Consider the following 26,129-nt stretch of genomic DNA (forward strand, 5'->3'; position numbering starts at 1 on the left):
CCATTGTCTTTAACCCGACGATGAGAAAAACAGTATTCTAAGCTTTGTGAGCATCAAACAATAACTTTCTAATCGGCGCAAATGATTTTCGATGAATCTTCGTTATACCAAACTTTTGCAATGCTGCTAAATGCTCTTTTGTACCATATCCCTTATGTTTTGCAAAACCAAATCCAGGAAATTGCTGCTCAGCAGCTATCATTGACTCATCTCTTGCAACTTTTGCTAAAATTGATGCTGCACTAATTTCGGGGTAGAGTGAATCCCCTTTGATAACGGTTACAGCTCGGATTGAGCTTTGAGGATCTTGATTGCCATCCACGCGAAGTAACGTTGGCTGAATTGATAGTTTATCCACCGCACGACGCATCGCTAGCAAGGTTGCTTGCAATATATTAATAGTATCAATCTCCTCAACCGTACTACTAGCAATCGCCCATGCTTGCGCTTTTTCTTTTATCTCTTTCGCCAGGATCTCTCGTTTTTTTTCTGTGAGCTTTTTAGAGTCATCTAATCCATCTATGGGTCTATTTGGATCCAAGATAACAGCCGCGGCAAAGACATCTCCACATAATGGACCACGCCCTGCTTCATCAACACCCGCAATAATCTGTTCATCATTCATATCTTCAAAAAACAATAAGGTCTGCTCTATCATTAGTTGCGTTTCTTCTCTAGCAAAGATTGTACAGCTCTTGCTGCGGCTTCATCAGAATTTTTACGAAGCTGAAGATGCAATGCTGAAAACTCCGCTAAAGTAGCGCTATTTTCAGGCGTTTTCTGCATAATTTGATCAACTTCTTGGGCTATATTTTTCGGAGTCACCATACTTTGAAATAATTCAGTAACCAATGGTTCTTTTGCGAGGATATTGGGAAGGGAAAAATGGCTAATATTGACAATTTTGGGAGCTAACCATGCAGTAAACCCATTAAAACGATAACAAACAACCATTAGTTTATTCAGTAACATCGCCTCTAAAGCAGCCGTTCCTGAAGCTAATAAAACAGCATCAGCAGCTCCCATCACTTCGCGAGATTGCCCCTGAAAAAGAGATATTTTAGACTGTAAATTATTTGGAAGCGTATTTACTTGTGCTTGAATCATTTCTAACAAAGCAGGCGTTGCCGCAGGTATTAAAAATTGTAATTGTGGTCGTTGCTGACTAATCAATTGCAGTGATTGTAAAAATATCGGCAATAAACGAGAAATCTCCCCTCGCCGACTTCCCGGTAAGACAGCTAAATATTGACTATTTTCTGAAAGTCCTAGTTCTTTACGATAATCAGCACTATTGTAATCAAGAGAAATCTCATCCCCAAGCCTGTGCCCTACACAAACAGCATCGACCCCATGTTGACGATAAAACTCTACCTCAAATGGAAAAAGACAAAGTACCCGATCAATCACCTTACGAATGGTTTTTACTCGCCCTTCGCGCCAAACCCAAACAGAAGGTGAAACATACTGAAATGTTGTCATTCCAAGTTTTTTAAGATCTTTTGCTAGTCGTAAATTAAAATCAGGAGCATCAATGCCAATAAAGCAGATAGGCTGCCGCTCTTTCGCTTCATTCACTAATCGTTTTTTAACTTTGAAAAGTTTAGGAAGTTCTTTTAAAACCTCCACAAGTCCCATAATCGAGAGTGTTTCAAGCGGTTCAATAGAATCTAATCCTTCAGCAATCATTGAAGGGCCACCAATACCGAAAAAATACGCATCAGGATAGATTTGTTTCAATGAGCGGATCAATCCACCACCTAAAAGATCACCCGAAAGCTCACCTGCAACGAGCATAAAAGAAGGGGAAGATTCCGATTGAAAGCTTTTTACTCTACTTTTTTCAATCATTATCTTCCCCTTTGTTATTACATTTAATCATGTTTGATTAATCGTTCAGTGTAACCAAATACTAAAAAGTATAGTGTTACTTAGCGTACGATGCCGCGATCTTCAGTCTCTTCAAGAAATTTCACCATCTTTTTAAGATGAGGGGCTTCTTTGGCCAGTTCTTTTATCTCACCAATTGCTTCTTGCAATGGTAAATCTTTACGGTATAGCGCCTTATAAGCATCTTTGGTTGCCTTTATTGCTTCTGCTGAAAAACCACGGCGACGCAACCCTTCTGAATTTATACCCGATGGTACAGCACGGTATCCTGCAGCTGTAATAAATGGCGGCACATTGCGGTGGATTCCCGATGAGAATCCTGTAATCGCGCCTTCACCAATTCGACAACGCTGATAGATCATTGAGTATCCACCCAAAATAACGTCATCTTCAATAATTGCATGACCCGCTAATGATGCACCATTAGCAAAAATCGTACGGCTACCCACGATACAATCATGCGCAATATGACACGTTGCCATAATCCAGTTGTCATCCCCAATTTTAGTAAGTGAATGATCTTGAACCGTTCCACGACTAATACTGACATATTCTCGAATAGTATTACGATCTCCAATTTCCAAGAATACTTCATCACCTTCTTTAAACTTTTTATCCTGCGGCACTTCACCAATAGAGCAAAACTGATAAAAAGTATTATCTTCCCCAATTGTTGTAGGCCCTTGAATCACAACATGTGACATCAAAACCGTACCTTTTCCAATCGTCACATTAGGGCCAATAATTGAATAAGGCCCTACTTTTACTGTCTCATGAAGCTCTGCGGTAGGATCAATAATTGCAGTAGGATGGATTAATGGGTTACTCATTATTCAAAAGCCTCACGACGTGTACACATTAATTCTGCTTGGCAAACTAACTGTCCATCGACATATGCTTTTCCTTCAAATGCCCAGATTCCACGTTTTGCACGTAAAAATTGTACTTTTAAATCCAACGTATCTCCTGGCTCTACTGGGCGGCGAAAACGTGCTTTATCAATTCCCACAAAATAGTAGATTGATTGATCTGTTGAATCATAATCTTCAACAGATTTAAAACTTAAAATTCCAGTCGCTTGTGCAAGTGCTTCTAAAATCATTACGCCAGGCATAATTGGTTTTACTGGAAAATGACCTTGAAAAAAAGGCTCATTAAATGTCACGTTTTTTCGGGCATGTAATGTTTCGTTTGGGGTGTAATCTAGTACACGGTCGATCATTAAAAAAGGATAACGATGGGGCAAATATTGCATTATCTCGTTAATATCAATCACTCTATTTTCACTCATAATTATTATTCTCTTTATCTATGATTACTGATTATTCAACTGCAAGATTACCGTTTTCAAATGCTATCGTTAATCTATTTTTCTTCATGCTTATCAAGTTTTTTTTCAAGCTTTTTCACTCGGTCAAAAAGTTCGCCTAATCGCTTAATTCTTGCACTATTGTAACGCCATTCTTTATTCTCTAACACTGGGGGAATAGAAGAATAAACTTTGCCGGCCTTTAAAGGTTGGCTTACTTGCGTACCGCCCGTGACAATGACGTTATCTTCAATCTTCATATGACCGTTCATACCAACACCGCCACCAATCACCACATTGTTACCGATATCTGTTGAGCCTGCAATTCCTGTATAGCCCGCAATTACCGTATTTTCACCTACAATACAGTTATGCCCTAATTGCACATGATTATCGATTTTTGTGCCTCTACCGACAATCGTATCTTCAATTGCGCCTCGATCAATACAACTTCCAGCACCAATATCCACATCATCATGTAAAACAACTGCCCCTAACTGAGCAACCTTAATATATCCCTTTGAACTACGGGCAAAACCAAAGCCTTCAGCGCCAATAACCGCATTAGGATGCAAGACAACTCGATCTCCCAACTGACACTCGTAACGGACGGTGACACTTGAAAATAGGTAACATGCTTGTCCAATCTTAACATCTCGTTCTATCATACAATGCGCATCAATATAGGTATTATCACCAATCTCAACATTATCACCAATAATGCTATAAGCACCAATAGTGACATTTTTACCAATTTTTGCTGAAGGTGAAATAATCGCTCTAGAATCTAACCCAGAAAAATTGTGATAATTCTTTTGAAAAAGTTGAGTAACATACGCCCATGCTGCATGCGTATTACCACAAATAACTGCAGGTAAGTGAACATGTTCAAAATTGCGCTCGTCTACCAATATCGCCGCAGCTTGAGTATTCTCTAAATATTGTCGGTAACGCGGATTATGGAAGAATGAAAGTGTTTTATCTTTTCCATGTTGAATAGTCGATAATCCCTCAATTTCAACATTGCCATCTCCGTGAAGTTCAACTTTTTCACCTTTCTCCCGGAGATACTCAAATATTTCTTTTAATAACATTATTCTTCCTTGGACTTATCCACCAACGTTTGAAATATTGGTTCTGTCAAATAGAGCGCTTCTTTCGCAAAGAGAAGACCTGACTCCAAGATAAGATCATAGTCATTATCTTGCGCATATTGCAAAATAGCATTGTTAATTTCGCGCTGTAATTTATATAACTCTTCATTTTTACGAAGATTAAATTCTTGCCGAGTGTCATTACTCAAACGCACAAATTCACGCTCTAAATTCACAATATCCCGTTCAAGTTCACGTGTAGAATTCTGCTCATTACTGCTTGCTAGTAAATCGCGACGCAAATTTTCAATTTGATCACGTTTTTTTAAAAGATACTGATCTTGTGCGAAAAACTCTTCATTGAGTAAAGAGTAAATATCCTTCTCTTCAATATACTTTTCGAGCAGAATATTAATATCTACAACACCAATTTTTAGCTCTTTAGACAGACCAGAAGATGGGATAAAGACCAATGAAAAAAATAACAAAATAAATGTTAAGATTCTTTTTTTTTCTAAAAAACAATTAGTCATTATCTCACCTTCTTGCAAAGTTATACTCTGTCTTTAGCGACATTAATAAGGGATACCAATTGAGAATTGGAATTTTTGTTCCCGATCATCATCTTTTACTTTAAAAGGTTTCGCATATGAGAATGAAAGTGGCCCTAATGGTGAAATCCATACAAAGTTAATCCCCGCAGAATATTTCGTATCACCAAAATCTGGTTTTTTCACTTTCTCTGTAACATTCCCCGCATCAAAAAAGATGCTCCAACGTACATTATTATTATCGACAAAGCCAGGGACTTTCATAATCATTTCAGCAGTGGCATTGTATCTAAATGCACCACCCTTTGAATCATTAGTTCCAGGATATTTAGGACCGATAGAACTACCTCTAAATCCACGTACGGTTCCTAACCCTCCCGCATAATAATTTTCATAGAATGGAAGACTTTTTGTAGAACCATATCCCCAACCCGCCATTGCATCTGCACGTAAAGAGAATACATAATCTTCAGTATCTGTTAGTGGATAATAACTCTGATGTTTCAGGTGTAATTTATAAAATTTATCAGTCGATCCAGGTAAAGTTCCCGAGAATGTCGCGCTATTAAGCGTACCATCTGAAGCAAATACAGTTCTATTACGTGTATCACGGTATATACCAATATTCGCTCGATACAAATTACGCTTACTCTTATAAAGAGGCGTGTCATTCGGACAAAACGCACCATTCCCGCAGTTAATACCACTAATCGCTTCTACCACTTCGCTTGGTGATGAATGCGTCGTTTTGAGATTTAATCGCTCATAACCTATACCGGCACGAATACCTGAATACTCACTAATAGGGTAACCAAAGTTAAACATGAGAGCCAAACCATCGGCGATATAGTTACCTGTATCATCATAGTCATGTTTCTGTTTATTATAGCTTAGCGAAACCCCTGCACTTAGACCATCTTTTGTAAAATATGGATTGAGGTACTCAATGCTATAATAACTACCACTTTTATTAGTTTCGGCCTGTAGATTTAGCTCATTCCCTGTCCCCATGAAGTTCGGCTGATTAAATCCACCATTAATACCAAACTTACTATCCATACCATAGCTCAAACCAAATGTAATAGAACCAGCACTGCGCTCTTTTACCCGATAGGTAAGATCAACAACACCTTCGGTCACAGGTTCTGTCATTACTTCAACATCTTCCACATGGCTTAAACGCTGAATACGAATACGGGAACGCTCAATATCACTGGCAACAAATGCACCGCCTTCCATCTGACGTAACTCACGACGGAATACTTCATCTTGTGTTCGCTCATTTCCTACAATATTGATACGATTTACGTAATAACGCTCACCTTGGTCAATAGAAAATACATAGTTAACAGTATCAGTCGCTTCATTAATTCGAGGAATAGCATTGACACGTGCTTGTGCATATCCTTCATTTCCGAGACGTTCTTGAATCGCCGCAACACTGGCATTTACATCTCTTGCACGATATAATTTTCCATCTTCTATCTTGATTAAAGACATCAACTCTTCTTTATCAACACTTGGATAATTTCCAACGATATCGAAGGTTCCAAAATGGTATTTTTTTCCTTCATTAATATCAATATCAAGATAAATAGTCTCTTTATTAGGACTGATCGTTGCACTTGAATAGTTTACTTCCGCCTTCAAATAACCATTATTACGATAATAATTTTGCACATTATCCAATTCATCTTGAATGGTGTAAGGATCATAGCGGTCACCTGAAGAAAATATAGTCTTTAATCCGGACTCACGCACGCGCATCTGACGCAGTAATTTGCTATCAGAGATAGAATCATTACCAGTAAAATTAATTTTTTTGATTAAACCAGTACGCCCTTCAGAAATATCAAAAACAACTTCTGCACGATTACGTGGCAGCTCAATAATTCTCGGCTCAATTTTTACAGCATATTTCCCACGCGTTTCATAAGCTTTGAGCATATTATTTTTAGCATTTTCAAGGGCAGCCTCTTGCAAAGAATCACCCGCTCTTAGGTTAGCAGCTTTGGTTATCTCACCTAACTGTCGATCTTTAAGATCACGATTACCTTTAAATGAGACCTTCGATAACACAGGAAACTCTTCAAGCTCTATCACTAAGTTCGAACGAATAGTGGTCTCCCGTGGTTGGCAACGAGGATCTTCTAGAGTACAAGGGATTTCCTCATAAACATACTCGATCTCTGGTTCTTGTGACTCAGTACGAATATTACCAAATACACCACCTTGACTTACTGAAGACTGTTTAGGTCTTGCTACCTGTACAGTAATTGACTTTGGACGAGTTCTGCCAAGAATCTGACCATTCTCTGTTTTTACCGTAATATTTTTAAAAAGACCCGTTGCATAAAGTTTTTCAACGAGATCTCTAACGTTCCCCCGTTGTAATTCAGCATTTGGATCTAAATTGAGCGTCGTAAAGACTGCACCTGGATTGATCTGTTCGAGACCTTCAACACGAATATCTCTAACTTCATAATTTTGGGCCCAAGCCGCTGAACCTAAAATCATACTTGTTGCAAAAAACACTTTCTTTATATCGACAATCGCCATCTTAAAATTCTCTATTCATTTGGGCATAGAAATGCATCAGTAAACTGCGTTAATATACCGAATTACTCCAAAAAAAACCAATAATTATCCCTTTAAAACCATTTGATAACATCATAAAAAATCACAAACGCCATAAATGTAAATAGGAAGAATCCTCCTATTTGCATAACTAAAAGCGATATTCGTGGCGAAATTTTATTTTTACCAATAACAGCCTCAACCCCTAATCCAACCAAACGTCCACCATCTAAAACAGGAATAGGAAGTAAATTCAAAATACCTAAATTCACACTAAAAATAGCCATTAACTGAATAAAATAGATCCAGCCTGCATCTAATTTTTTTCCTGCTACATCAGCAATCGTAACGGGTCCTGCCATAACATTAGGGTGAACCTCTCCAGTAAACATCCGTCCTATAAATTTAAAAATTAAAAGTGAATTACGATAGGCATCCGTAACAGCATACTTAAATGCATTCACGACTGAATATTTTTGAACAGTCTTAATGGATTCTAACTCTGCGATCATTTCAGGTGTTAATTCACTAACCCCGACACCTAATAAAAATCGGCCATCCTCACCACGTTGTGTAACTATTGGCAATTCAATAAGCTCATTATTTCTTTCTATCGTAAAATTTAAGGTAACTTCATTACTATTAAGTCGATTAAGCTCTGCCATAAATTGTAAAAGATCTTGCCAAGTTCCAATAGCTGTATCATCAATCAATACTATCCGATCACCTGTTTGTAATTTCCCTCTAGCAGCAATACCATCAGGAGTGATCTTATCAATAATAGGTGGTATTTGTGGCATAAACAATGCAATACCGAGTTGCTCATCAATATATTCTCCTGCTCTCAAGCGCAAAGGATTTTCCATCTCGATGACCAATGGCACAATACGCCCATTTCTTAAAACCTCTACATTCGCTTGCCCATCATTAAGATACTCGACAAATCCCATCATCATCTCTTCAAACGTCTTTATCGATTGACCTTCAATAGTCACAACTTCATCGCCTCTCTGAAATCCTGCTTGCGCGAGTGTTGATTGTGGAAGAGGAGTATCTAATTTAGCTTTAAAAGCCGGCATACCGTAAAGATAAAGCCCAAATAATAAAGTTACTGCTAACAGTAAATTAACAAAAGGCCCTGCTGCAATGACTAATGCCCGTTTCCAAACAGGTTGTGCATTAAAGGTAAGATGTTTTTGCGCATCAGGCACATCATGCGCCCGCTCATCAAGCATTGCAACATAGCCACCTAAAGGAATAAGACCAATTCGGTAGACAACGCCATCTTTACCTTTTCTTGACCAAAGTTGCTTCCCAAAACCAATACTGAATGTAAGTACTTTAAACCCTAACTTTTTTGCTACCCAAAAATGTCCAAACTCATGCGCCGTTACAAGAACGCCCATCAAGAGTAAAAAACCAATAATGGAACTCAAAAAAGAAGCAATCATCTATTCAATTCACCTATTTAAAATATATTTTATATAATATCAATTCAGCATATTCGATGCGATCTGTCTAATTTCAGAATCATATTCTAATAATGCTTCTTTCGTTATTAATCGACTATTCGAAATCGAAACTTGATCTAATACTTTCGCCACATTATCAGCAATATCAACAAATCGGATCTTTGACTGTAAAAACTGCTCAACAAAAACCTCATTACTTGCATTTAATGCTACTAAGTGTGATGTTCCTTCATTAAGAGCTTCCTGAGCCAAACGTAATGCCGGAAAATTTTCCAAATCAGGCTCTTCAAAGGTCAGTGCAGATAGTTGAGTCAAATCTAATTGAGCGGCCCCCGACTGCACTCGACAAGGATATGCTAACGCATGCGCTATTGGAATTGCCATATCCGCTGCACCCATTTGTGAAAGCAGTGACCCATCAACGTATCGAACTAACGAATGAATCATACTTTGTGGATGAACGACCACTGAAATTTTTTCAGGATCGATATTAAAAAGATAGTGGGCTTCTATAAATTCTAAACCTTTATTCATTAAACTTGCTGAATCAATAGTAACTTTTGCACCCATGGACCAATTGGGATGTTTTAATGCATCTGCTAATGTCACTTTTTCTAACTGATCACGAGTATAGCCTCTAAAAGGTCCTCCTGATGCCGTTAAAATCAGTTCTTCTACGCCATCTAACGAATACGATTTATCATCTTTTTTAGGAAGAGATTGAAATAGCGCATTATGCTCGCTATCAATAGGTAAAATCGTAGCTCCATTCTCTCGAGCAACGCTCATAAATAACTCACCCCCAATAACAAGCGTCTCTTTATTAGCTAAAAGAATTGTTTTCCCAGATTTAGCAGCTGCTAAGCTTGATAAAAATCCCTTTGCTCCGACAATTGCAGCTACAACAACGTCAACGGAGTCCATCTCGACAATATCAATAACGGATTGATCACCCGCTAAAACAGTCGTTGACAACCCTAGCGCTTTCACTTTCAATGACAATTCTTGTGCGAATTGTCCATCAGTAAGAACCGCATACTTAGGTGAAAACTCCACACATAACGCCAGCATCGCTTCGACACTTTGATGTGCAACTACCCCAAATACCTCGAATCGTTCGGGGTTATGTCGTATAACTTTTAAAGTAGAGTTTCCGATAGAACCTGTTGCACCGAGAATAACGACCTGCTTTTTCATACAAATGATAGCCCCACAAAAAAGAGAGGAGCAGCGGCTGTTAAGGCATCAATACGATCAAGAATACCACCGTGCCCAGGTAATATTGTGCCACTATCTTTCATTCCTGCATGACGTTTTATAACACTCTCAAATAGATCGCCTGAAATCGATACTATCACCACTAATGCACTCAATGAGACGAAATTTAAAATTGTTACTATTCGATTTGACGAACTAAGTAATGCATTATCACCTGCACTCATAGAGACAACAAAGAGCAATGAAAAAAGTACGCCTAACAAAATCCCCCCCATTGCTCCTTCAATACTTTTACCGGGACTAATTGTTGGCGCTAATTTCCGTTTACCGAACTTGCGCCCTACAAAGTAGGCTCCACTATCAGCAACAATCACAAGTACAATAAGGTAAAGCAATAAAACGACCACTTTTTGAAGTGTGATCACCGTTACAATCAGCGCTGCTAGAGTAAGGATACTTGCAATAAATAAGAAGAAAGGATTTGTCAAAAAAACAATCGGTCTTCGTGCATATATAGATAAAATAAACGGCATACAGAGCCAAAAAATAGCAACAACTATTAGAAAACCATGCAGAAGATAACTGTTGAGAACAAAATACATTAGACTAAAATCACCCAGCGGTTCTGCTCCTTTTGCCCCTAGAAGCATCACTAATGTCACAATAAATAGCGTAAAACCACCTACTCCTAAATAGAGTAGTTTCTGGGATCCTTCAAATTTGAGTAGATTGCTCCACTCGTACAAGCCCATTAAAGCTATCAGAAAAATAACAAGTGAAAATAACAGGGTTGGTAAGCATAAAATAGCTAAGAGTGCGATAACCCCAAGAATAACCCCAGTAATAATACGTTGTTTCATAAAATTATCGTCCTCCGAATCGTCTTTCCCGATTACTAAATTCTTCTAATGCCGCCGTAAACTCTTTCTCTCCAAAATCTGGCCAATGACAATCTGTAAAGTAAAATTCTGCGTAAGCCAATTGCCACAATAAAAAATTACTCAGACGTTGCTCTCCACTTGTACGAATTAAAAGATCAACCGGTGGAAATTGGTGCAAACCAAGATGGGCGGATAATAAATTTTCATCAATCTCATCAAGCGTAATCTCAGAGTCGACAATTTTTTTACTAATAACCTTACAAGCATTCACAATCTCTTGCCGTCCACCATAATTAAGCGCCACGACCAAATCAAGCGTTTGATTATCTTTAGTCAATTCCAACGCGTTTTTTAGTTTCTCTTGCAAAGATGGTGATAATGTTGAAATATCGCCTATAAATGAGAGACGGACATCTGCTTTATGAAGATCGACTAATTGTTTCTCAATTGTCTGATGAAAGAGCTCCATTAAAAAGGAGACTTCATCTTTTGGACGTTTCCAGTTTTCTGTTGAAAACGCATAAACTGTGAGTACCTTCACTCGATGTTTAATTGCACTTTCAACACTTCGTCTAACAGCCTTCACTCCGGCGCGATGCCCTAGTGCTCGTGTTAATCGGTTTTTTTCTGCCCAACGTCCGTTGCCATCCATAATGATGGCAACATGTTGACAGTTTGAGGAGCTCCCATTCACGCGACAACTCCTACTAAATTTCCATTAGTTCTTCTTCTTTCTGTGCAAGCACTTCTTCTATTTTTTTGATAGTTGCATCTGTTAACTTTTGGATTTCATCTTCCGAACGACGCTGAATATCTTCAGAAATCTCACCCGCTTTTTCCATTGCCGAAATTTGGTTATTGGCATCACGACGAATATTACGTACTGCAACTTTTGCTTGTTCAGCTTCTCCACCCACAACTTTCACAAGATCTTTACGTCTCTCCTCTGTTAAAGGAGGAAGAGGGATACGAATTAATGTTCCCGTTGTTGCGGGATTCAGACCTAAATCACTATCAATAATTGCTTTTTCAATAGGTCCCACCATTGTTTTTTCCCAAGGTGAAACTCCTAAAGTTCTAGAATCCTGAACAGTTAAATTAGCCACTTGACTTAATGGCACCAATGAGCCGTAATATTCTACTTCGATATGATCTAAAATAGAGATATGCGCTCTTCCGGTGCGGATTTTCCCTAAAGCAACACTTAATGCCTCAACAGATTTTTCCATTCGTGATTTTGCATCTTTAATAATATTTTGTGTCATTTGTAAGTTTCTCCAATTTCTCTAAATAAGTAGACGCTCAAATGTAATGTCATAAGAGCGTCCCTTTTCAATATCTTTTAAAATTTAGTTAATAATCTCATTTCATCACTTCTTATTGATAACTATGATGATATTATCACAGTTATCAAACGGGCACTTCTTCTGAAACTAAGGTTCCAACATTTTCGCCCTGAACCACTTTCATTAAATCGCCTTCATTAAAAATGTTAAATACTTTAATGGGAAGATTATTTTCACGACACATCACGAGCGCTGTTGCATCCATAACTTCAAGGTTTTGAGTCAAAGCATCAGTAAAGGTAATGTGATTATAACGCGTTGCGCTTGGATCTTTTTTAGGATCCGCAGTATAAACGCCATCTACTTTTGTTGCTTTAAGCATAATGTCTGCATTAATCTCGATCGCTCTAAGCGCCGCTGCTGAGTCTGTTGTAAAGAAAGGATTACCTGTACCTGCGGCAAAAATTGTTACACGTTTTTTCTCTAGATGACGAACAGCTCTACGACGAAGATAATCTTCACACACTTCATTAATACGAATTGCACTCATAACACGGACATAAACATCACGAGATTCCAATGCATCTTGCAGAGCAAGTGAATTCATTACAGTTGCAAGCATTCCCATGTGATCACCTGCAACGCGATCCATTCCGGCTTCTGCTAGCCCCGCGCCTCGAAAAATATTTCCACCACCAATTACAACACCAACCTCGACACCAATACGATTCAGCGCTTTAATCTCATCTGCAATTCGTCCAATAGTTGCGGGATCAATCCCATAATCCGCATCTCCCATTAAGGCTTCACCACTTAACTTCAATAAAATACGCTTATATTTCGGGGCTTGACTCATAACTATCCATTCCTTTAACTTAGATTTGAGACTCGGTAAATTGGGAATATATTACTCTATTTATCGATAGTTGGGTAGCATTGAAAATTAGCGATTAGTTTCAAAATCTTACCCATTAAAAAGATCTTATAGGTGTTCATCCTTATCATTTAACTCAATCACAGCAGTCTCTTCGATAACCATTTCACCGCTATTTATAGTTTCGAGTTTCGCGATCATAGCTTCGAGCGCTTCAACTCTTTTTGTTAAAATCTCGAGTTTCTCTCGCGTCTTTAATAAGATCTTTTGTTGGATCTCAAACTCATCATACTTCACAAATTTAAAGTTCGATGTTGCAGAGTCAACGCCCTCTTTGACAAATCGCTCAATTTCACCTTGAGCATTTTTCACACCTTCTGGCAGAGCTTCTTGAATTTTATCGGCGATATCCTGAATAAAGTTTTTTGCCATATTGCGCTTTCTCCCTTAGAAAGTTGGTATAATCTCTCATTTTAAAATATTTTATATTCGTTTAATTTTACCACAAAGAGATCTGAATTAATGCAGTTAACAAATCCATTAGACGCGATCAAAATCGTGATGGTGAATACCTCTCACCCTGGAAATATAGGCTCTGCTGCAAGAGCAATGCGAGTAATGGGGCTCTATAATCTTACATTAGTGAATCCTCGTAAATTTCCTAACAGTGAGGCCATAGCACTTGCAAGTGGCGCTCTTGATGTTTTAGAAAATGCCGAAGTAACTGAAACACTACATGAGGCTATTAAAGACTGTCATTATATTTTTGGCACGAGCGCAAGAAGCCGACATAGCGCCAAGCCTGAACTCGCAATTAACGATGGCGCTACCGAAATCAATCAAATTTTAATGCAACAAAAAGATGCTAAGATCGCGATTTTATTTGGTACAGAACGTACAGGACTAACCAATGAAGAAGTTGATCTTTGTAAAAAACTTTTCTATATTCCTACCGAAAATAACTATAATTCGCTAAATATTGCATCAGCTATTCAGATTGTTGCCTATGAGTTGCGTAAAAAAACAACTAAAGACTCCCGCTTGGATGACAAAAAAATAACACAATATCTTGGCGAGCTACCGGCATCAAATGAAGCAATTGAAGGTTTTTTTGAACATCTAGAAAAAAATATGATTCTAAATAATTTTCTAGATCCTACAAATCCTAAACATCTTATGCGAAAAGTTCGTAATCTCTATCAAAAAGCGCAATTAACCCAAGAAGAAGTAAATATTCTTCGTGGCGCCTTAACGGCCTCTGAAAAGAAGCGAGGTTAAAATAATGTTCAAAACAATCAAAGACGATATCCAAAATATTAAGAAATTTGATCCTGCCGCACGTGGTACTTTCGAGATTTTGCTCGCTTACCCTGGTCTTTGGGCTGTTTGGATTCACAGAATTGCTCACACACTCTGGAATAAAAATATCAAAACCGTTGCTCGTTGGATCTCTACCTGGAATCGTTTTCTTACCGGCATCGAGATTCATCCCGGCGCACAAATTGGTAAACGGCTTTTCATTGACCATGGAATGGGAGTTGTAATTGGTGAAACGGCAATTATTGGCGATGACTGTACGCTCTATCATAGCGTTACGCTCGGTGGCACAAGTTTAGAAAAAGGAAAACGACATCCCACACTAGGAAACCACGTAATTGTTGGCGCGGGAGCAAAAGTATTAGGCCCGATTACGTTAGGAAATAATTCGAGCGTAGGGGCAAACTCTGTGGTAGTAAAATCAGTTCCGGACAATACGACCGCTGTTGGTATTCCAGCACGCTTTTCCAAACCCGACAAACCAAATCTCAAAAAAGAGATTGCAAATAAACTCTTCAATGCTTACGGCATGAGCCACGATATTGATGATCCTGAAGCTAATGCAATTAACCTTCTTCTCAATCACATTGAAAAATTGGATAAAGCGCTCTGTAAAATGCAAAAAGAACTCAAATCTCAGGGAATTTCGCTAGATATAGAATGGCCAACAATCCAAGATTGTTCATTTGATGATACAGGTCTTCATTTAAACAAAGAAATTGAAAAAAACGTACGCAAACAAGATGATACGAACATTGAGGATGAAGCTGCAAAAGATAATTAATATTTAGTTATAACGCATTAAAGAAAAGCGCCTATAATCCGGAGCTTTTCTTTTGCCAAGAATATAAAAATCACCAATTTAAATTGTAATAACATGATTAAGATTAACTGAAAAATTTAGCCTTTAGGGCAATACACAGTTTTTAGCAAATTGACAATATCCTCATGATGAGCCGCTAAAACATTTTCAACCTTTTCAAAATCTCGCGCCTTAAGGGCTTCTATAATTATTTTATGCTCTTGCACAGGCTTGACTAATTCGCCTTCGTTACGAGCATACATTTCGTTTTGCATAAATGCCGCATTCGTAAAAAAAGAGGGATAACGGTCAATCAAAACTCGACTTCCCGAGTATTGAATAAACTCAAAGTGAAATTGATAATTTAAAAACGCAATCTGAAAAATATATTCAAGCTGTTCTTCTATCTGCTGATTCCACATCTCTAATCGAGCAACTAACCCATCAATATCTCGATTTTCACGTAATTTAGAGAGTGCTTGCTTTTCAAGGAAAAAACGAATATTAAAAAGATCTAGCTGTTCTTCTAAAGTGTAGTCATTAAGGTATGTGCCCCTATTTTCAATCTTTGTCGCAATACCATCGCACACCAGCATAAAGATTGCCTCTCGTACAGACGCCCGGCTTGCCCCCATTTTTTTAGCATATTTTTCTTCAAGGATTTTTTGATTCGGGCGAATTTCACCCATCATAATATCTTTGATAATTTCATCTTTAATAGTATTTGGGAGCGTTCGCTCTTTTTTCTGGATCATAATTACGTCCCATTTTTGAGTAATTAGTAACTAATTATAACAAATAAATACATCTATAAAATGAATAATTAGCGTTTCAAATAACGCTAGATTCAGAGACTTTCTTGATACGTCGTAAAGCAAAATTTTCCAAAAAAATCGCCAAAACAGTCCCAACAATCAAGCCATTACTTAAAATCGATACGACTAAAATAGGTAAATTTGCAAAGGCAGTACTAGGTACAAACATAATACCAATACCGATGAACCATGCAACAGCCACCACAAAATTTCGCACTTCAATATTTTGAGCCAATGCTAACTGATTTTTAGCAATAATAATTGTTCCAAAACCAAATGTCGGTACTAAGGCAGCAAAACCAACGGCCGTCGGTAACGCCGCAAAAATAGCTGTGACTTTTGGCGATAAACTGATAAGAATTATCAAAATATTCCCTACAACAAAAGGGAGTTTTTGTATCATCCCCGTCTGTGCAACAAAAGCAGCAGACCCCGAAATAGGCACTGGTCCGATCGTCCCCAAAATACCCGATAATATATGCACAAATCCAGACATAATGCCTGACTGCTTCAAATGCCCATCAACTTTTACAGAAAATTTCTCTAACGTTACTTGAACCGCTTTAACACTTGCCATTAAATTCGTCATTAAAAGGATCGTCAATAGGATTACATTTGGAATCATGCTCCACTCAAAACGAGGAAGACCAAATGGTAAAATATCGGGGAATTGAAAATAATGAGTTGTTTCTGTGATCGCGTTACTTCGCCCAAAAGCAATAAAGAGCCCCCAACCGACGATAATAGAAACTAGCGTACTATAAGAAGCTAAACTCTTATAACGTTTAACATAAAAAGCGGCAGCTATTGTTACAATAGATAGTAACATCACAGTTAAATCAATCGACGCGTGACTCTGATCAATACCGAACATTCCTTTTATAAAAGTCCCCGATAATTGCACAACCATTAGCAATAGATAGATGCCAATAATCGTCGGTGTAAATAGTTTTGCCAACCTTTCAATCCAGCCAAGATACGCAAAAATAATAAAGACAAATCCGCTTAAAATAAAACAAAATCCTAAGACCCTCAATGTCTCCACATTATCATCATTGCCGGGACCAAACATAGATGCTCCCACACCTAAATAGAGCACAAAAACCGCCCACCAAACTCCAGCAGGCCCCTCAATAATAGGCATCCTGTGTCCGAAAAAAACCTGCAAAAGCCCAGCAACGCCTAATACAAAAAGTGTCCTTGAAACAAATGCAACTAAATCATCAGCAGTTAAACCATACATTGAGCCAACGGCGACCGGGACGACAATACTTCCCATTAGAATAAAGAGCATCCATTGAAATGACGCTAATGAAATTTTCACATCTCCTCCTACCATTTCCCCGTAATTTACCAATCACTTTGTCAAACATGTGAGAAATTTATATATTTTAAAAAAACATAAGTTAAATAGCCTTCAACATATTGTCGACAATATATTGTACTACTCAATAAAGGGCTTTTTGTCACATTTATTTTTTTTTACATTTTAAAAAGCCCCTCTGAAAAGACAGAAGGGCCACCATCATTTTAAAAATGACTATTTAAATTATCATTAAAGCTGTTTTACAGTAAAGCCGGCTTCCTCTAATGGTGCTTTAGGCCCTAAAACTGCCGTATGCGTATCACGATTAGCAAAATACTCTTTTGCTACGCGTTTAAGGTCATTAATTGTCACTTTTAAGACAGATGCTCGATATGCTTCAAGATCTTCAGGTGAACGGCCATAACGATTCATAAAGTATCGATCCCCATACTCTGCAGCGGGCGCTTTAGGGCGATCAATCGCACTTATAACACCCAAAATCGCCTCCTCAAGTTGTTGTTCATCATGATCCGTATTAAGTAACCAATCAATTGATGCATCAAAATCTTTTAACGTTTCAAGAAGACGAGGATCACGATAACTAAAGAAGCTAAAAGCCCCCGATGCAGCATTATAAGTTGCGCCACCACCATATGCCCCACCTTGCTCACGAATCGCACGGTGGAGATAACCATTGCGTAAAAATCCTGTTAAGACTTGGAAAACAGGAGAATCCTTATGATCACGGGTTACTGTTTTATAACTTTTGGCACAATAGAATACGGGTGCATTAATAGCCCAACCTAAATGGATTTTCTCTGCCTCTTTTGCTACAAAAGGAACCTTAAAGTCTTTTTGAGACTCATTCACCTGATGCGCCATCACTTTTGCAAAAAGATCTGCTTCGGTGCGAATATTTTCCGAGTCATTGAGAACAATAACTTCATAACGAGCCGATTGAAGTTTTTGTAGAAGTTTACTTAATTTTTCTCCAAATGCACGACATTCAGTCTCATCTTTCATCTTGGTTTCAATACCACGGAAGTCTTTGATAGATTGCATTCCACTCAAACGCTGATCGAGCTGCGAAATTAGTGAAATATTTTGACTTGCAACACCCATGGCATAACTATGGCCATTACTAACAATCCCTTGCTCTCGCCCGAGTTTAATTTGTGCCAAAATCTCTTGCATACGTTTTGTTTCATCGAATCGGGCATTGAAGAGGATATCCTTGAGAAGCTCACCAAGTTTTTGGTGATTTTCAAGCAACGCTTTTCCTGAAAGAACCCAGAAACCTTTAATATCCCCTTCGTGTGGTTGATACATCGTACGTGCAGAAACACCACCGGTAATAGCTGAAATACGTGCTTGCTGCTCAAGATAACTGCGATTACCAGCACCCATTTCAGTAATAAATGCGTCTAAAAATGGTAATATTTCCATCTCTTCTTCCGTCAATGCTGGAAGATCTACCACAATCGATTGATAAGTCATACCGTTTGTTGTCGGAGATCCCATAACAATTGACTGCTGACTATAATCGAGCTCTGGGAATGTGAGTTTTTTCGGAATATCATCACGCGTCACCATCGGTAGAATTGAATCATCATCTTCTTGTGATTGGCGTTTTTGTAATGCTTTCGCATCATCGATAATTTTTTTGATATCTGCATCAGTAAGATTTTTTTGAATATCCGCTAATTTTGTTTTCTCTGCTGCCACTAACTCATCGGCCATTGTATGACTAGGGTTAAGCGTTAACATCACTTTATGAGGATTATTGAGTAAGAGACGATCCACGAGATTAGGAATAAACTTACGATCTTGAATCTCTTCACGCATCTTTTTAAGTGACTCATCAAATGAAAGTGTGTCAAATGCCTCACCGCCATGCAGTACCGGCGTTAATGTATCGACAATCAGACGTAATCCATATGGATAACGATCCCCAGAAATCTCACGCGATGCAAGTTCTAACTGGTGAAGAGCAGACTCAATACTCGCCTGAGGAACACCTTCATCACGTACTTTCATCAAAGTATCCGTAATCAACTGATTAATCTTATCCGTATCTTCCCCATTAGCCCCTTCTAAACCACATGAGAAAAAGGCTTCTCTGGTACCCTCTTCTAGGCCACAAAACATCGATGGCGCAGTACCAAGATCTGTCGTTTCTAGCGCCAAACGAAGCGGTGAACTCGAATTATCAACTAAGACACTACTTAAAATACGCGCCCGCATCAACTCATCGGCATCGGTAATTTTATGCAACAACCATGAATTAATGACATGACTCTGTTTCTCTAATGGCTCTTCTTTTGGAAGTGGGTACTCTGCGGTGAATGATTTTGGCTCAGTAAAACGTTTTTCATCTGGCACACTAAAATCAAAATCTTGAAAATTGAACTTCGAAAGAACTTTCTCTTCAAAAACTTTCTGGTGCTCCAATGGATTCATATTGCCATAGGTCATAAAGACACTATTGGATGGATGATAATGTTTCTTATGAAAATTAACGAGCTGTTCATGCGTTAAATCGGGAATATCTTTAGGATCACCGCCCGAGTTATTGTGATAGGTAATTGTAGGGAATAACGCTTTCGTCAACTCTTGATAAAGCACCGAGCTAATCGAACTCATTGCACCCTTCATCTCATTGAATACTACGCCTTTATACACAAGTTCACTCTTAGGATTATCGATTTCCGTAAACTCTAGGCGATGTCCCTCTTGTAGAAAATCCAAGTAATCGAGTTTTGGAAAGAATGCAGCATCTAAATAAACATCTAAAAGATTATAAAAATCTTTTTTATTCTGGCTCGCAAATGGATATGCCGTCCAGTCAGATGAGGTAAATGCATTCATAAACGTATTGAGTGAACGACGAATCATCATAAAAAATGGATCACGCACAGGATAATTTTCGGAACCACAAAGCGCTGTATGTTCAAGAATGTGTGCTACGCCAGTTGAATCTTCAGGAACTGTTAAGAAGCCGACTAAGAAGACATTATTCGTATCATCACACGCTAAATGAATATGCTTTGCTTTCGTAACATTATGTTCATACTCTTGAAGCGTGATATTTAAGGATGGAAGAAATGTTTCTTTTGTTTTAGTAAATGCTTGTGTCATTAATCCTCTCTTCTCGTATTTTTAAAGATACGTTTTATAAATTCATTTGAAACGATGCGGGAATGATTCCCACTCTATTCATATAATGGCTTATCATAACAACATTATTGACAACAAGATATTCACCATTACATGTTCATTTTCACTTGTGTAGACCAATACAATGGGGCGTAATTCCAAAATCTCAATTCTTCACAACGTAAAATTCCTTCAAGAACCTTGGTTGAAATCTTATTTAGTGCTTAAAATCTCTTCCCTATAATTTTATTTGGTTATTTAAAATCTCACCTTAACCGCTTTAATTTGCTAAGATAGAGCTCTTTTAAAAAAAGATAATTCACCTTTATTACATAGAAAGAATCGATGAAGAATATTAGAAACTTTTCAATCATTGCCCATATTGACCATGGTAAATCCTCCTTGGCCGATCAATTTATCAAGATTTGCGAAGGCTTAAGCGAACGCGAAATGGAAGATCGCGTCCTCGACTCAATGGATCTTGAGAAAGAACGGGGAATTACGATTAAAGCACACTGTGTTTCCCTCGATTACAAAGCGGATAATGGTGAAGTTTATCACCTCAATTTTATCGATACACCTGGACACGTTGACTTCTCTTATGAAGTATCACGCTCACTCTACGCCTGTGAAGGGGCATTATTGGTTGTCGATGCAGCACAGGGGGTTGAGGCACAATCTGTTGCAAACTGTTATACAGCGCTTGATCAAGGACTCGAAGTTATTCCAGTTCTCAATAAGATCGATCTTCCAGCTGCCGAGCCAGATCGTGTTGCGATGGAAATCGAAGATATTATCGCCATTGAAGCAATGGATGCTGTACGCTGTTCTGCAAAATCAGGGATTGGCGTCCGCGATGTTCTTGAAGATATGATCAAAAAAATTCCCGCTCCTGTGGGTGAAGTCAATGCACCGTTAAAAGCACTGATTATCGATTCTTGGTACGATCAATATGTAGGCGTTGTCTCACTTGTCCGGCTGTTTGATGGTGAAATCCATAAGGGCGATAAAATTAAGATTATGAGTACCAAAGATACTCATGAAGTGACTCATGTAGGCGTTTTCACCCCGAATAGACTCGATAAACAGAAACTTTCTGCCGGCGAGGTTGGATTTGTCATTGCAGGAATAAAAGAAATTGATGGAGCCCCCGTAGGTGATACAATTACGCTTGAGAAAAACCCAGCATCCTCTCCTGTTCCGGGTTTCCAAACAGTACAACCTCGAGTATTTGCTGGACTATTTCCGGTGGATTCTGAAGAGTATGAGGATCTCCGCGAAGCACTTAAAAAACTCAGATTAAACGACTCATCACTCCATTTTGAGCCAGAAACATCGCAAGCATTAGGATTTGGATTCCGTTGTGGTTTCTTAGGGATGCTCCATATGGAGATCATTCAAGAACGTTTAGAACGAGAATATAATCTCAATCTTATCACGACAGCACCAACTGTAATTTATGAAGTTGAGAAAAATAATGGGGAAGTGATCTATGTCGATAACCCCGATGGTTTACCGAAAGTCACGCTGATTAAAGAGATCCGTGAACCTATTATTGAAGCGAATATCTTAACCCCACAAGACTATATCGGTAATATCATGAAACTCTGTATTGAAAAACGGGGTGTTCAGCTCGATATGGTTTATGCCGGTAACCAGGTACAGCTTCGCTATGAAATCCCGATGAGTGAAGTGGTTCTCGACTTCTTTGATCGTTTAAAATCAGTATCTCGTGGCTATGCATCATTTGATTACAAATTTGTCCGTTTCCAAGCTTCTGATCTTGTAAAAGTCGATGTCCTAATCAATGGTGAACGCGTCGATGCACTTTCACTCATTACCCATAAAGATAATGCTCAATATCAAGGGCGTAAACTTGTTGAAAAAATGAAAGAGCTGATTCCTCGTCAACAATTCGAAATCGCGATTCAAGCTGCTATTGGCGCTAATATCATTGCTCGTACCAATGTTCGCGCACTTCGTAAAGATGTTACTGCAAAATGTTACGGAGGCGATGTCAGCCGTAAACGCAAATTATTAGAAAAACAGAAAGAAGGTAAGAAACGAATGAAACAAGTGGGAAGCGTTGAAATTCCACAAGAAGCATTCCTTGCCGTACTAAAAGTTAACGAAGAGTAAACATTATGTCAATATTTGCCAACTTTACCCATTACCTCTCGATTGCTATTATTTTAGCAATTCCTATCACTGGTCTTATCTGGTTAATTGATTCCCTTTTTTATAAGAAAAAACGCCGTGCAGATAAAAAACTTCCATGGGTTGTTGACTGGGCAAAGTTCCTCTTCCCAGTTGTGCTTTTTGTCGGAGTACTTCGCTCTTTCATTGTTGAGCCCTATGTGATTCCATCAGGATCTATGCAACCAACACTCTATGCTGGCGATATGATTGTAGCCGATAAATGGTCTTATGGCATTCGTATGCCTATTACCAATCAACGGCTTTTCTCTGAACCTGGCGAGGGAATCGAGCGTGGAGATGTTGCAATCTTTAAATTCCCAGGTGATGAGCGCGTAAATTATATTAAACGCGTTATCGGCGTTCCTGGCGATATAATTGATTACAAAAACAAACAGCTCACCATCAATGGCGAGCCGCTGGAATACAAATATATTGGTGCTGCTCGTGAACCTGAAGAGGATGAGATCTTTGTCTCTGAACGCTTTCCTGTTGGGCCTGTTGGTAACAATGAATATAAAGAACACTTGATTCAAACATCAAAAACAATTACAGCAGCAGACCGAGGAATTGGTCTACATCAACGTTTTCCATTTACTATTCCTGAAGGAAAATTTCTCATGATGGGTGATAATCGTGACAATAGCTACGATGGTCGTTTCTGGGGATTGGTAGATGATGAAAAAATTCTTGGTAAAGCCCGTTATATTTGGATGAATTACAATTGTGTCACCTCTTTTGAAGATTGTGACCATATTTTTACCACGATAGACTAATATGCAAATTATTGAGCAAAAATTAAATTATACCTTTATGGATAAACGCCTTTTAAAAAGAGCCTTTATCCATCGCTCTTATTCACAAGATAATAATGAGCGGCTCGAATATCTCGGGGATGGTTGCTTAAACTTCATTATCGCCGAAGCACTTTTTCATAAGTTGCCTGATGCAAATGAAGGTGAGTTGAGTCAACTGCGTGCCCACCTTGTTAAAGAAGACACTTTAGCAGAAATTGCACTCAAATTAGAGCTGAATAAATTTCTGATTTTAAGTATCGGTGAAAAAAATAATGACGGTGAGTTTCGTCCGAGTATTCTAGCAGACTGTTTAGAGGCTCTTTTCGGAGCACTCTTTTTAGATTCTGATTTTGAAACCACCCAACTTGTCGTTCTCTCACTCTATGAACCCTATTTTCAATCAATTATTGAGAAAGCGAAGAAAGATCTCGGAGAGATTTTTAAAAGCCCGAAAAGTCGTTTACAAGAGAAACTACAAGCGCTTAATCGAGAAATCCCAAACTATGAAGTGATCGATATTTCAGGACGCGATCATGAAAAAGTCTTTAAAGTACTCTGTACTTTTGAAGATCTACATACAATTGCCGAAGGCACTACAAAAAAACGCGCCGAACAGCGCGCTGCAGAATTAATGTTGGAGAAAATTTAAGATGACAAAAGCCGGTTTCGCTTCCATCGTTGGTCGCCCAAATGTTGGGAAATCAACGTTAATGAACCGTATCTTGGGGCAAAAAATTAGTATTACCTCAAATAGACCCCAAACCACTCGCCATGCAATTACTGGCATTTACACCGATAAAGAGACACAAATTATTTTCCTCGATACTCCAGGGATTCATACCAACATGCAATCAGCACTCAACAAGCAGCTGAATCGTACAGCTATGAGTTCAATTGCTTCAGGTGATGTTATTATCTTTATTGTAGAAGCACTTAAATTTACTAAAGATGATGAAAAAGTTTTATCAAAGCTTAAAGGCATTGAAGTTCCGGTGATTCTTGTAGTCAATAAGATTGATCATGTTGAGAAAAAAGAAGATCTCTTCCCTTTTATTGCTGAGATGAGTGAAAAATTTGAGTTTGCAGATATTATTCCGCTTTCGGCAAAACAAGAGAAATCTGGCAATCTTTTAGTAGGGGTGATTGAAAAATATCTCACTGAACAACCATTCCCTTATAGCGAAGATGAAATTACCACCGTTTCAAGTGCCTTTTTAGCGGGCGAAGTACTTCGTGAAAAACTGACTCGAAGACTTAATCAAGAACTCCCCTACACTATTGCAGTAGAGATTGAAGAGTTTAAAATCGAAGGGAATCTCTACCGAATCTTAGCGGCTATCTCCGTGGAGAAAGAGAGCCAGAAGGGAATTGTAATTGGTAAAGGTGGTTCTGTATTAAAAGAAGCAAGTACACAAGCAAGAACAGAATTAGAACGTCTCTTTAATGCTAAAGTATTCTTGCGTGCCTTTGTTAAAGTACGTGAAGGTTGGTCTGATGATGAGAGAGCATTGAATGCTCTTGGCTACAAAGATCTCCTATAAATAGTCCTCATAAAAGATCTTCCCTCGGGAAGGTCTTTTTCGTTCACCTTTGCCAATCTTCTTTCTGAAGGTCGTTATGTTCCAGAAACTGCAATATCTTCTGCATCGCTATACTGACAATCAGCACTACACCTTACATGGTGCGGTATGGATGATTGTCGCTGGCATCACCTTTGCCGGAGCCAATGTTTTAACCCCGTTAATTTCGGAACACTTTGTTATTACCTCAAGCTGGATCGCTTTTTATCAATATTTCTTTGCATTGCTCTGCATGTTACCATTCCTCCTTAAAATGGGAATTTCAAAAATTCTTTATACTCAGCATTTTATGACGCACTTCTGGCGGATTATTGCCGCTGTCATTGGGATTCAATTTTGGGTAAAAGCTCTCTCCATCCAATTCCCTATTGGAGAAGGTGTCGCGTTACTCATGACTTCACCGCTTTTTGCGAGTTTAGGAGCATTTCTATTTCTACGGGAAAAACTGACCATCGCCCGCGTCATCGCAACAATGCTCGGATTTGGCGGCGCAATTATAATTCTCGCACCCAATAGTGCTCATTTTAATTCTGCTGCAATTTTTCCTATTTTAGCAGCGTTATTTTGGGCCATTCATGCACTATTAATGAAACATCTCTCTGATAAGGATCATCCATTGACGATGGTCAGTTATCTCTATATTTTGATGGTACCGATTAATCTTTTTATCGCATTCACCGATAACTTTTCCCATCTACCTAATCTGCTCTTCGTTCCAGATATCGATCTATTAGGACTCTTAATTTTATTAGGAATTTTAACTGCGATTGCTCAATATGCTATTGCAAAAGCTTATTCTCATGCTGATGTGATTTTTATCCAACCTTTTGATTATCTCAAGCTACCCATCAATACTTTTTTAGGTTGGCTGATCTTTGGTTGGGCAGTCACTACCCAGTTTTGGGTTGGGGCAATGATTATGATTCTTGCCCTTCTCTCCATTAGCTATTTTGAGATCAAAAAACGATAAATTTCTTCAATATTATTTCAGTGTAAAGAGATATAACT

Annotated in this window: 24 protein-coding genes; 7 read left to right on the forward strand and 17 right to left on the reverse strand. The window is 38.4% G+C overall.

Annotated features, from left to right (window positions below; genetic code table 11):
• Positions 1 to 37: 37 nt before the first annotated feature.
• The 14 genes from rnhB to ACPF7B_RS05165 form a co-directional block, all read right to left on the reverse strand.
• The gene (gene rnhB, locus ACPF7B_RS05100; RefSeq protein WP_490504757.1) at positions 38 to 658 is read right to left on the reverse strand and encodes a ribonuclease HII; all 621 of its coding nucleotides are present in this window, start codon (positions 656 to 658) and stop codon (positions 38 to 40) included.
• A complete protein-coding gene (gene lpxB / locus ACPF7B_RS05105; protein WP_490504758.1) occupies positions 658 to 1,851 on the reverse strand; it encodes a lipid-A-disaccharide synthase in 1,194 nt (397 codons plus the stop codon). Before lpxB ends, rnhB begins: the two co-directional genes overlap by 1 nt.
• Positions 1,852 to 1,931: 80 nt before the next feature.
• On the reverse strand, positions 1,932 to 2,720 hold the full coding sequence (gene lpxA, locus ACPF7B_RS05110) for an acyl-ACP--UDP-N-acetylglucosamine O-acyltransferase (RefSeq protein WP_490504759.1): 789 nt from the start codon (positions 2,718 to 2,720) through the stop codon (positions 1,932 to 1,934).
• The gene (gene fabZ, locus ACPF7B_RS05115; RefSeq protein WP_490506502.1) at positions 2,720 to 3,184 is read right to left on the reverse strand and encodes a 3-hydroxyacyl-ACP dehydratase FabZ; all 465 of its coding nucleotides are present in this window, start codon (positions 3,182 to 3,184) and stop codon (positions 2,720 to 2,722) included. The genes lpxA and fabZ overlap by 1 nt, the downstream gene beginning before the upstream one ends.
• Positions 3,185 to 3,255: 71 nt before the next feature.
• Positions 3,256 to 4,293: a UDP-3-O-(3-hydroxymyristoyl)glucosamine N-acyltransferase gene (gene lpxD / locus ACPF7B_RS05120; RefSeq protein WP_490504760.1), complete on the reverse strand. Its 1,038-nt coding sequence runs from the start codon at positions 4,291 to 4,293 to the stop codon at positions 3,256 to 3,258.
• A complete protein-coding gene (locus ACPF7B_RS05125; RefSeq protein WP_490504762.1) occupies positions 4,293 to 4,826 on the reverse strand; it encodes an OmpH/Skp family outer membrane protein in 534 nt (177 codons plus the stop codon). The genes lpxD and ACPF7B_RS05125 overlap by 1 nt, the downstream gene beginning before the upstream one ends.
• 42 nt (positions 4,827 to 4,868) lie before the next feature.
• The gene (gene bamA / locus ACPF7B_RS05130) at positions 4,869 to 7,403 is read right to left on the reverse strand and encodes an outer membrane protein assembly factor BamA (RefSeq protein ID WP_490504764.1); all 2,535 of its coding nucleotides are present in this window, start codon (positions 7,401 to 7,403) and stop codon (positions 4,869 to 4,871) included.
• Between the two features lie 92 nt (positions 7,404 to 7,495).
• On the reverse strand, positions 7,496 to 8,872 hold the full coding sequence (gene rseP / locus ACPF7B_RS05135) for an RIP metalloprotease RseP (protein WP_490504765.1): 1,377 nt from the start codon (positions 8,870 to 8,872) through the stop codon (positions 7,496 to 7,498).
• 39 nt (positions 8,873 to 8,911) lie between these two features.
• Positions 8,912 to 10,090, reverse strand: a complete 1,179-nt coding sequence (gene dxr, locus ACPF7B_RS05140; RefSeq protein WP_490504767.1) for a 1-deoxy-D-xylulose-5-phosphate reductoisomerase — start codon at positions 10,088 to 10,090, stop codon at positions 8,912 to 8,914.
• On the reverse strand, positions 10,087 to 10,971 hold the full coding sequence (locus ACPF7B_RS05145; RefSeq protein ID WP_490504768.1) for a phosphatidate cytidylyltransferase: 885 nt from the start codon (positions 10,969 to 10,971) through the stop codon (positions 10,087 to 10,089). Before ACPF7B_RS05145 ends, dxr begins: the two co-directional genes overlap by 4 nt.
• Before the next feature lie 4 nt (positions 10,972 to 10,975).
• Positions 10,976 to 11,686 carry an undecaprenyl pyrophosphate synthase gene (gene uppS / locus ACPF7B_RS05150; protein WP_490504769.1) on the reverse strand — a complete coding sequence of 237 codons (711 nt, stop codon included), beginning with the start codon at positions 11,684 to 11,686 and terminating at the stop codon, positions 10,976 to 10,978.
• Between the two features lie 13 nt (positions 11,687 to 11,699).
• On the reverse strand, positions 11,700 to 12,257 hold the full coding sequence (gene frr / locus ACPF7B_RS05155) for a ribosome recycling factor (protein ID WP_490504770.1): 558 nt from the start codon (positions 12,255 to 12,257) through the stop codon (positions 11,700 to 11,702).
• A gap of 145 nt (positions 12,258 to 12,402) precedes the next feature.
• On the reverse strand, positions 12,403 to 13,134 hold the full coding sequence (gene pyrH / locus ACPF7B_RS05160) for a UMP kinase (protein ID WP_490504772.1): 732 nt from the start codon (positions 13,132 to 13,134) through the stop codon (positions 12,403 to 12,405).
• A gap of 126 nt (positions 13,135 to 13,260) precedes the next feature.
• The gene (locus tag ACPF7B_RS05165; RefSeq protein ID WP_490504773.1) at positions 13,261 to 13,584 is read right to left on the reverse strand and encodes an accessory factor UbiK family protein; all 324 of its coding nucleotides are present in this window, start codon (positions 13,582 to 13,584) and stop codon (positions 13,261 to 13,263) included.
• Positions 13,585 to 13,674: 90 nt separating this feature from the next.
• Here ACPF7B_RS05165 and ACPF7B_RS05170 point away from each other — a divergent pair, with 90 nt between their 5' ends.
• A complete protein-coding gene (locus tag ACPF7B_RS05170; protein WP_490504774.1) occupies positions 13,675 to 14,430 on the forward strand; it encodes an RNA methyltransferase in 756 nt (251 codons plus the stop codon).
• Positions 14,431 to 14,434: 4 nt separating this feature from the next.
• Entirely contained in the window at positions 14,435 to 15,253 is an 819-nt protein-coding gene (gene epsC, locus ACPF7B_RS05175) for a serine O-acetyltransferase EpsC (RefSeq protein ID WP_490504775.1), read from the forward strand.
• Between the two features lie 116 nt (positions 15,254 to 15,369).
• Here the strand turns inward: epsC and ACPF7B_RS05180 are convergent, their stop codons facing one another.
• From ACPF7B_RS05180 to ACPF7B_RS05190, 3 genes are all read right to left on the reverse strand, one after another.
• On the reverse strand, positions 15,370 to 16,026 hold the full coding sequence (locus tag ACPF7B_RS05180; RefSeq protein ID WP_490504776.1) for a GntR family transcriptional regulator: 657 nt from the start codon (positions 16,024 to 16,026) through the stop codon (positions 15,370 to 15,372).
• A gap of 76 nt (positions 16,027 to 16,102) precedes the next feature.
• Entirely contained in the window at positions 16,103 to 17,410 is a 1,308-nt protein-coding gene (locus ACPF7B_RS05185) for a purine/pyrimidine permease (protein ID WP_490504777.1), read from the reverse strand.
• Positions 17,411 to 17,641: 231 nt separating this feature from the next.
• Entirely contained in the window at positions 17,642 to 20,530 is a 2,889-nt protein-coding gene (locus ACPF7B_RS05190) for an insulinase family protein (protein WP_490504778.1), read from the reverse strand.
• Between the two features lie 363 nt (positions 20,531 to 20,893).
• On the opposite strand from ACPF7B_RS05190, the gene lepA reads away from it, so the two are divergent.
• The 5 genes from lepA (at position 20,894) to ACPF7B_RS05215 (ending at position 26,091) form a co-directional block, all read left to right on the forward strand.
• Positions 20,894 to 22,687, forward strand: coding sequence for a translation elongation factor 4 (gene lepA / locus ACPF7B_RS05195; protein WP_490504779.1), 1,794 nt, complete (start codon positions 20,894 to 20,896; stop codon positions 22,685 to 22,687).
• Positions 22,688 to 22,692: 5 nt separating this feature from the next.
• Positions 22,693 to 23,520 carry a signal peptidase I gene (lepB, locus tag ACPF7B_RS05200; protein WP_490504780.1) on the forward strand — a complete coding sequence of 276 codons (828 nt, stop codon included), beginning with the start codon at positions 22,693 to 22,695 and terminating at the stop codon, positions 23,518 to 23,520.
• Between the two features lies 1 nt (position 23,521).
• Positions 23,522 to 24,190, forward strand: coding sequence for a ribonuclease III (rnc, locus tag ACPF7B_RS05205; RefSeq protein WP_490504781.1), 669 nt, complete (start codon positions 23,522 to 23,524; stop codon positions 24,188 to 24,190).
• A 1-nt stretch (position 24,191) separates the two neighbouring features.
• Positions 24,192 to 25,082, forward strand: coding sequence for a GTPase Era (gene era / locus ACPF7B_RS05210; RefSeq protein ID WP_490504782.1), 891 nt, complete (start codon positions 24,192 to 24,194; stop codon positions 25,080 to 25,082).
• A 76-nt stretch (positions 25,083 to 25,158) separates the two neighbouring features.
• A complete protein-coding gene (locus ACPF7B_RS05215; RefSeq protein ID WP_490504783.1) occupies positions 25,159 to 26,091 on the forward strand; it encodes a DMT family transporter in 933 nt (310 codons plus the stop codon).
• Positions 26,092 to 26,129 lie beyond the last annotated feature (38 nt).

It is taken from the genome of Ignatzschineria sp. 22MB058224, from assembly GCF_058188435.1.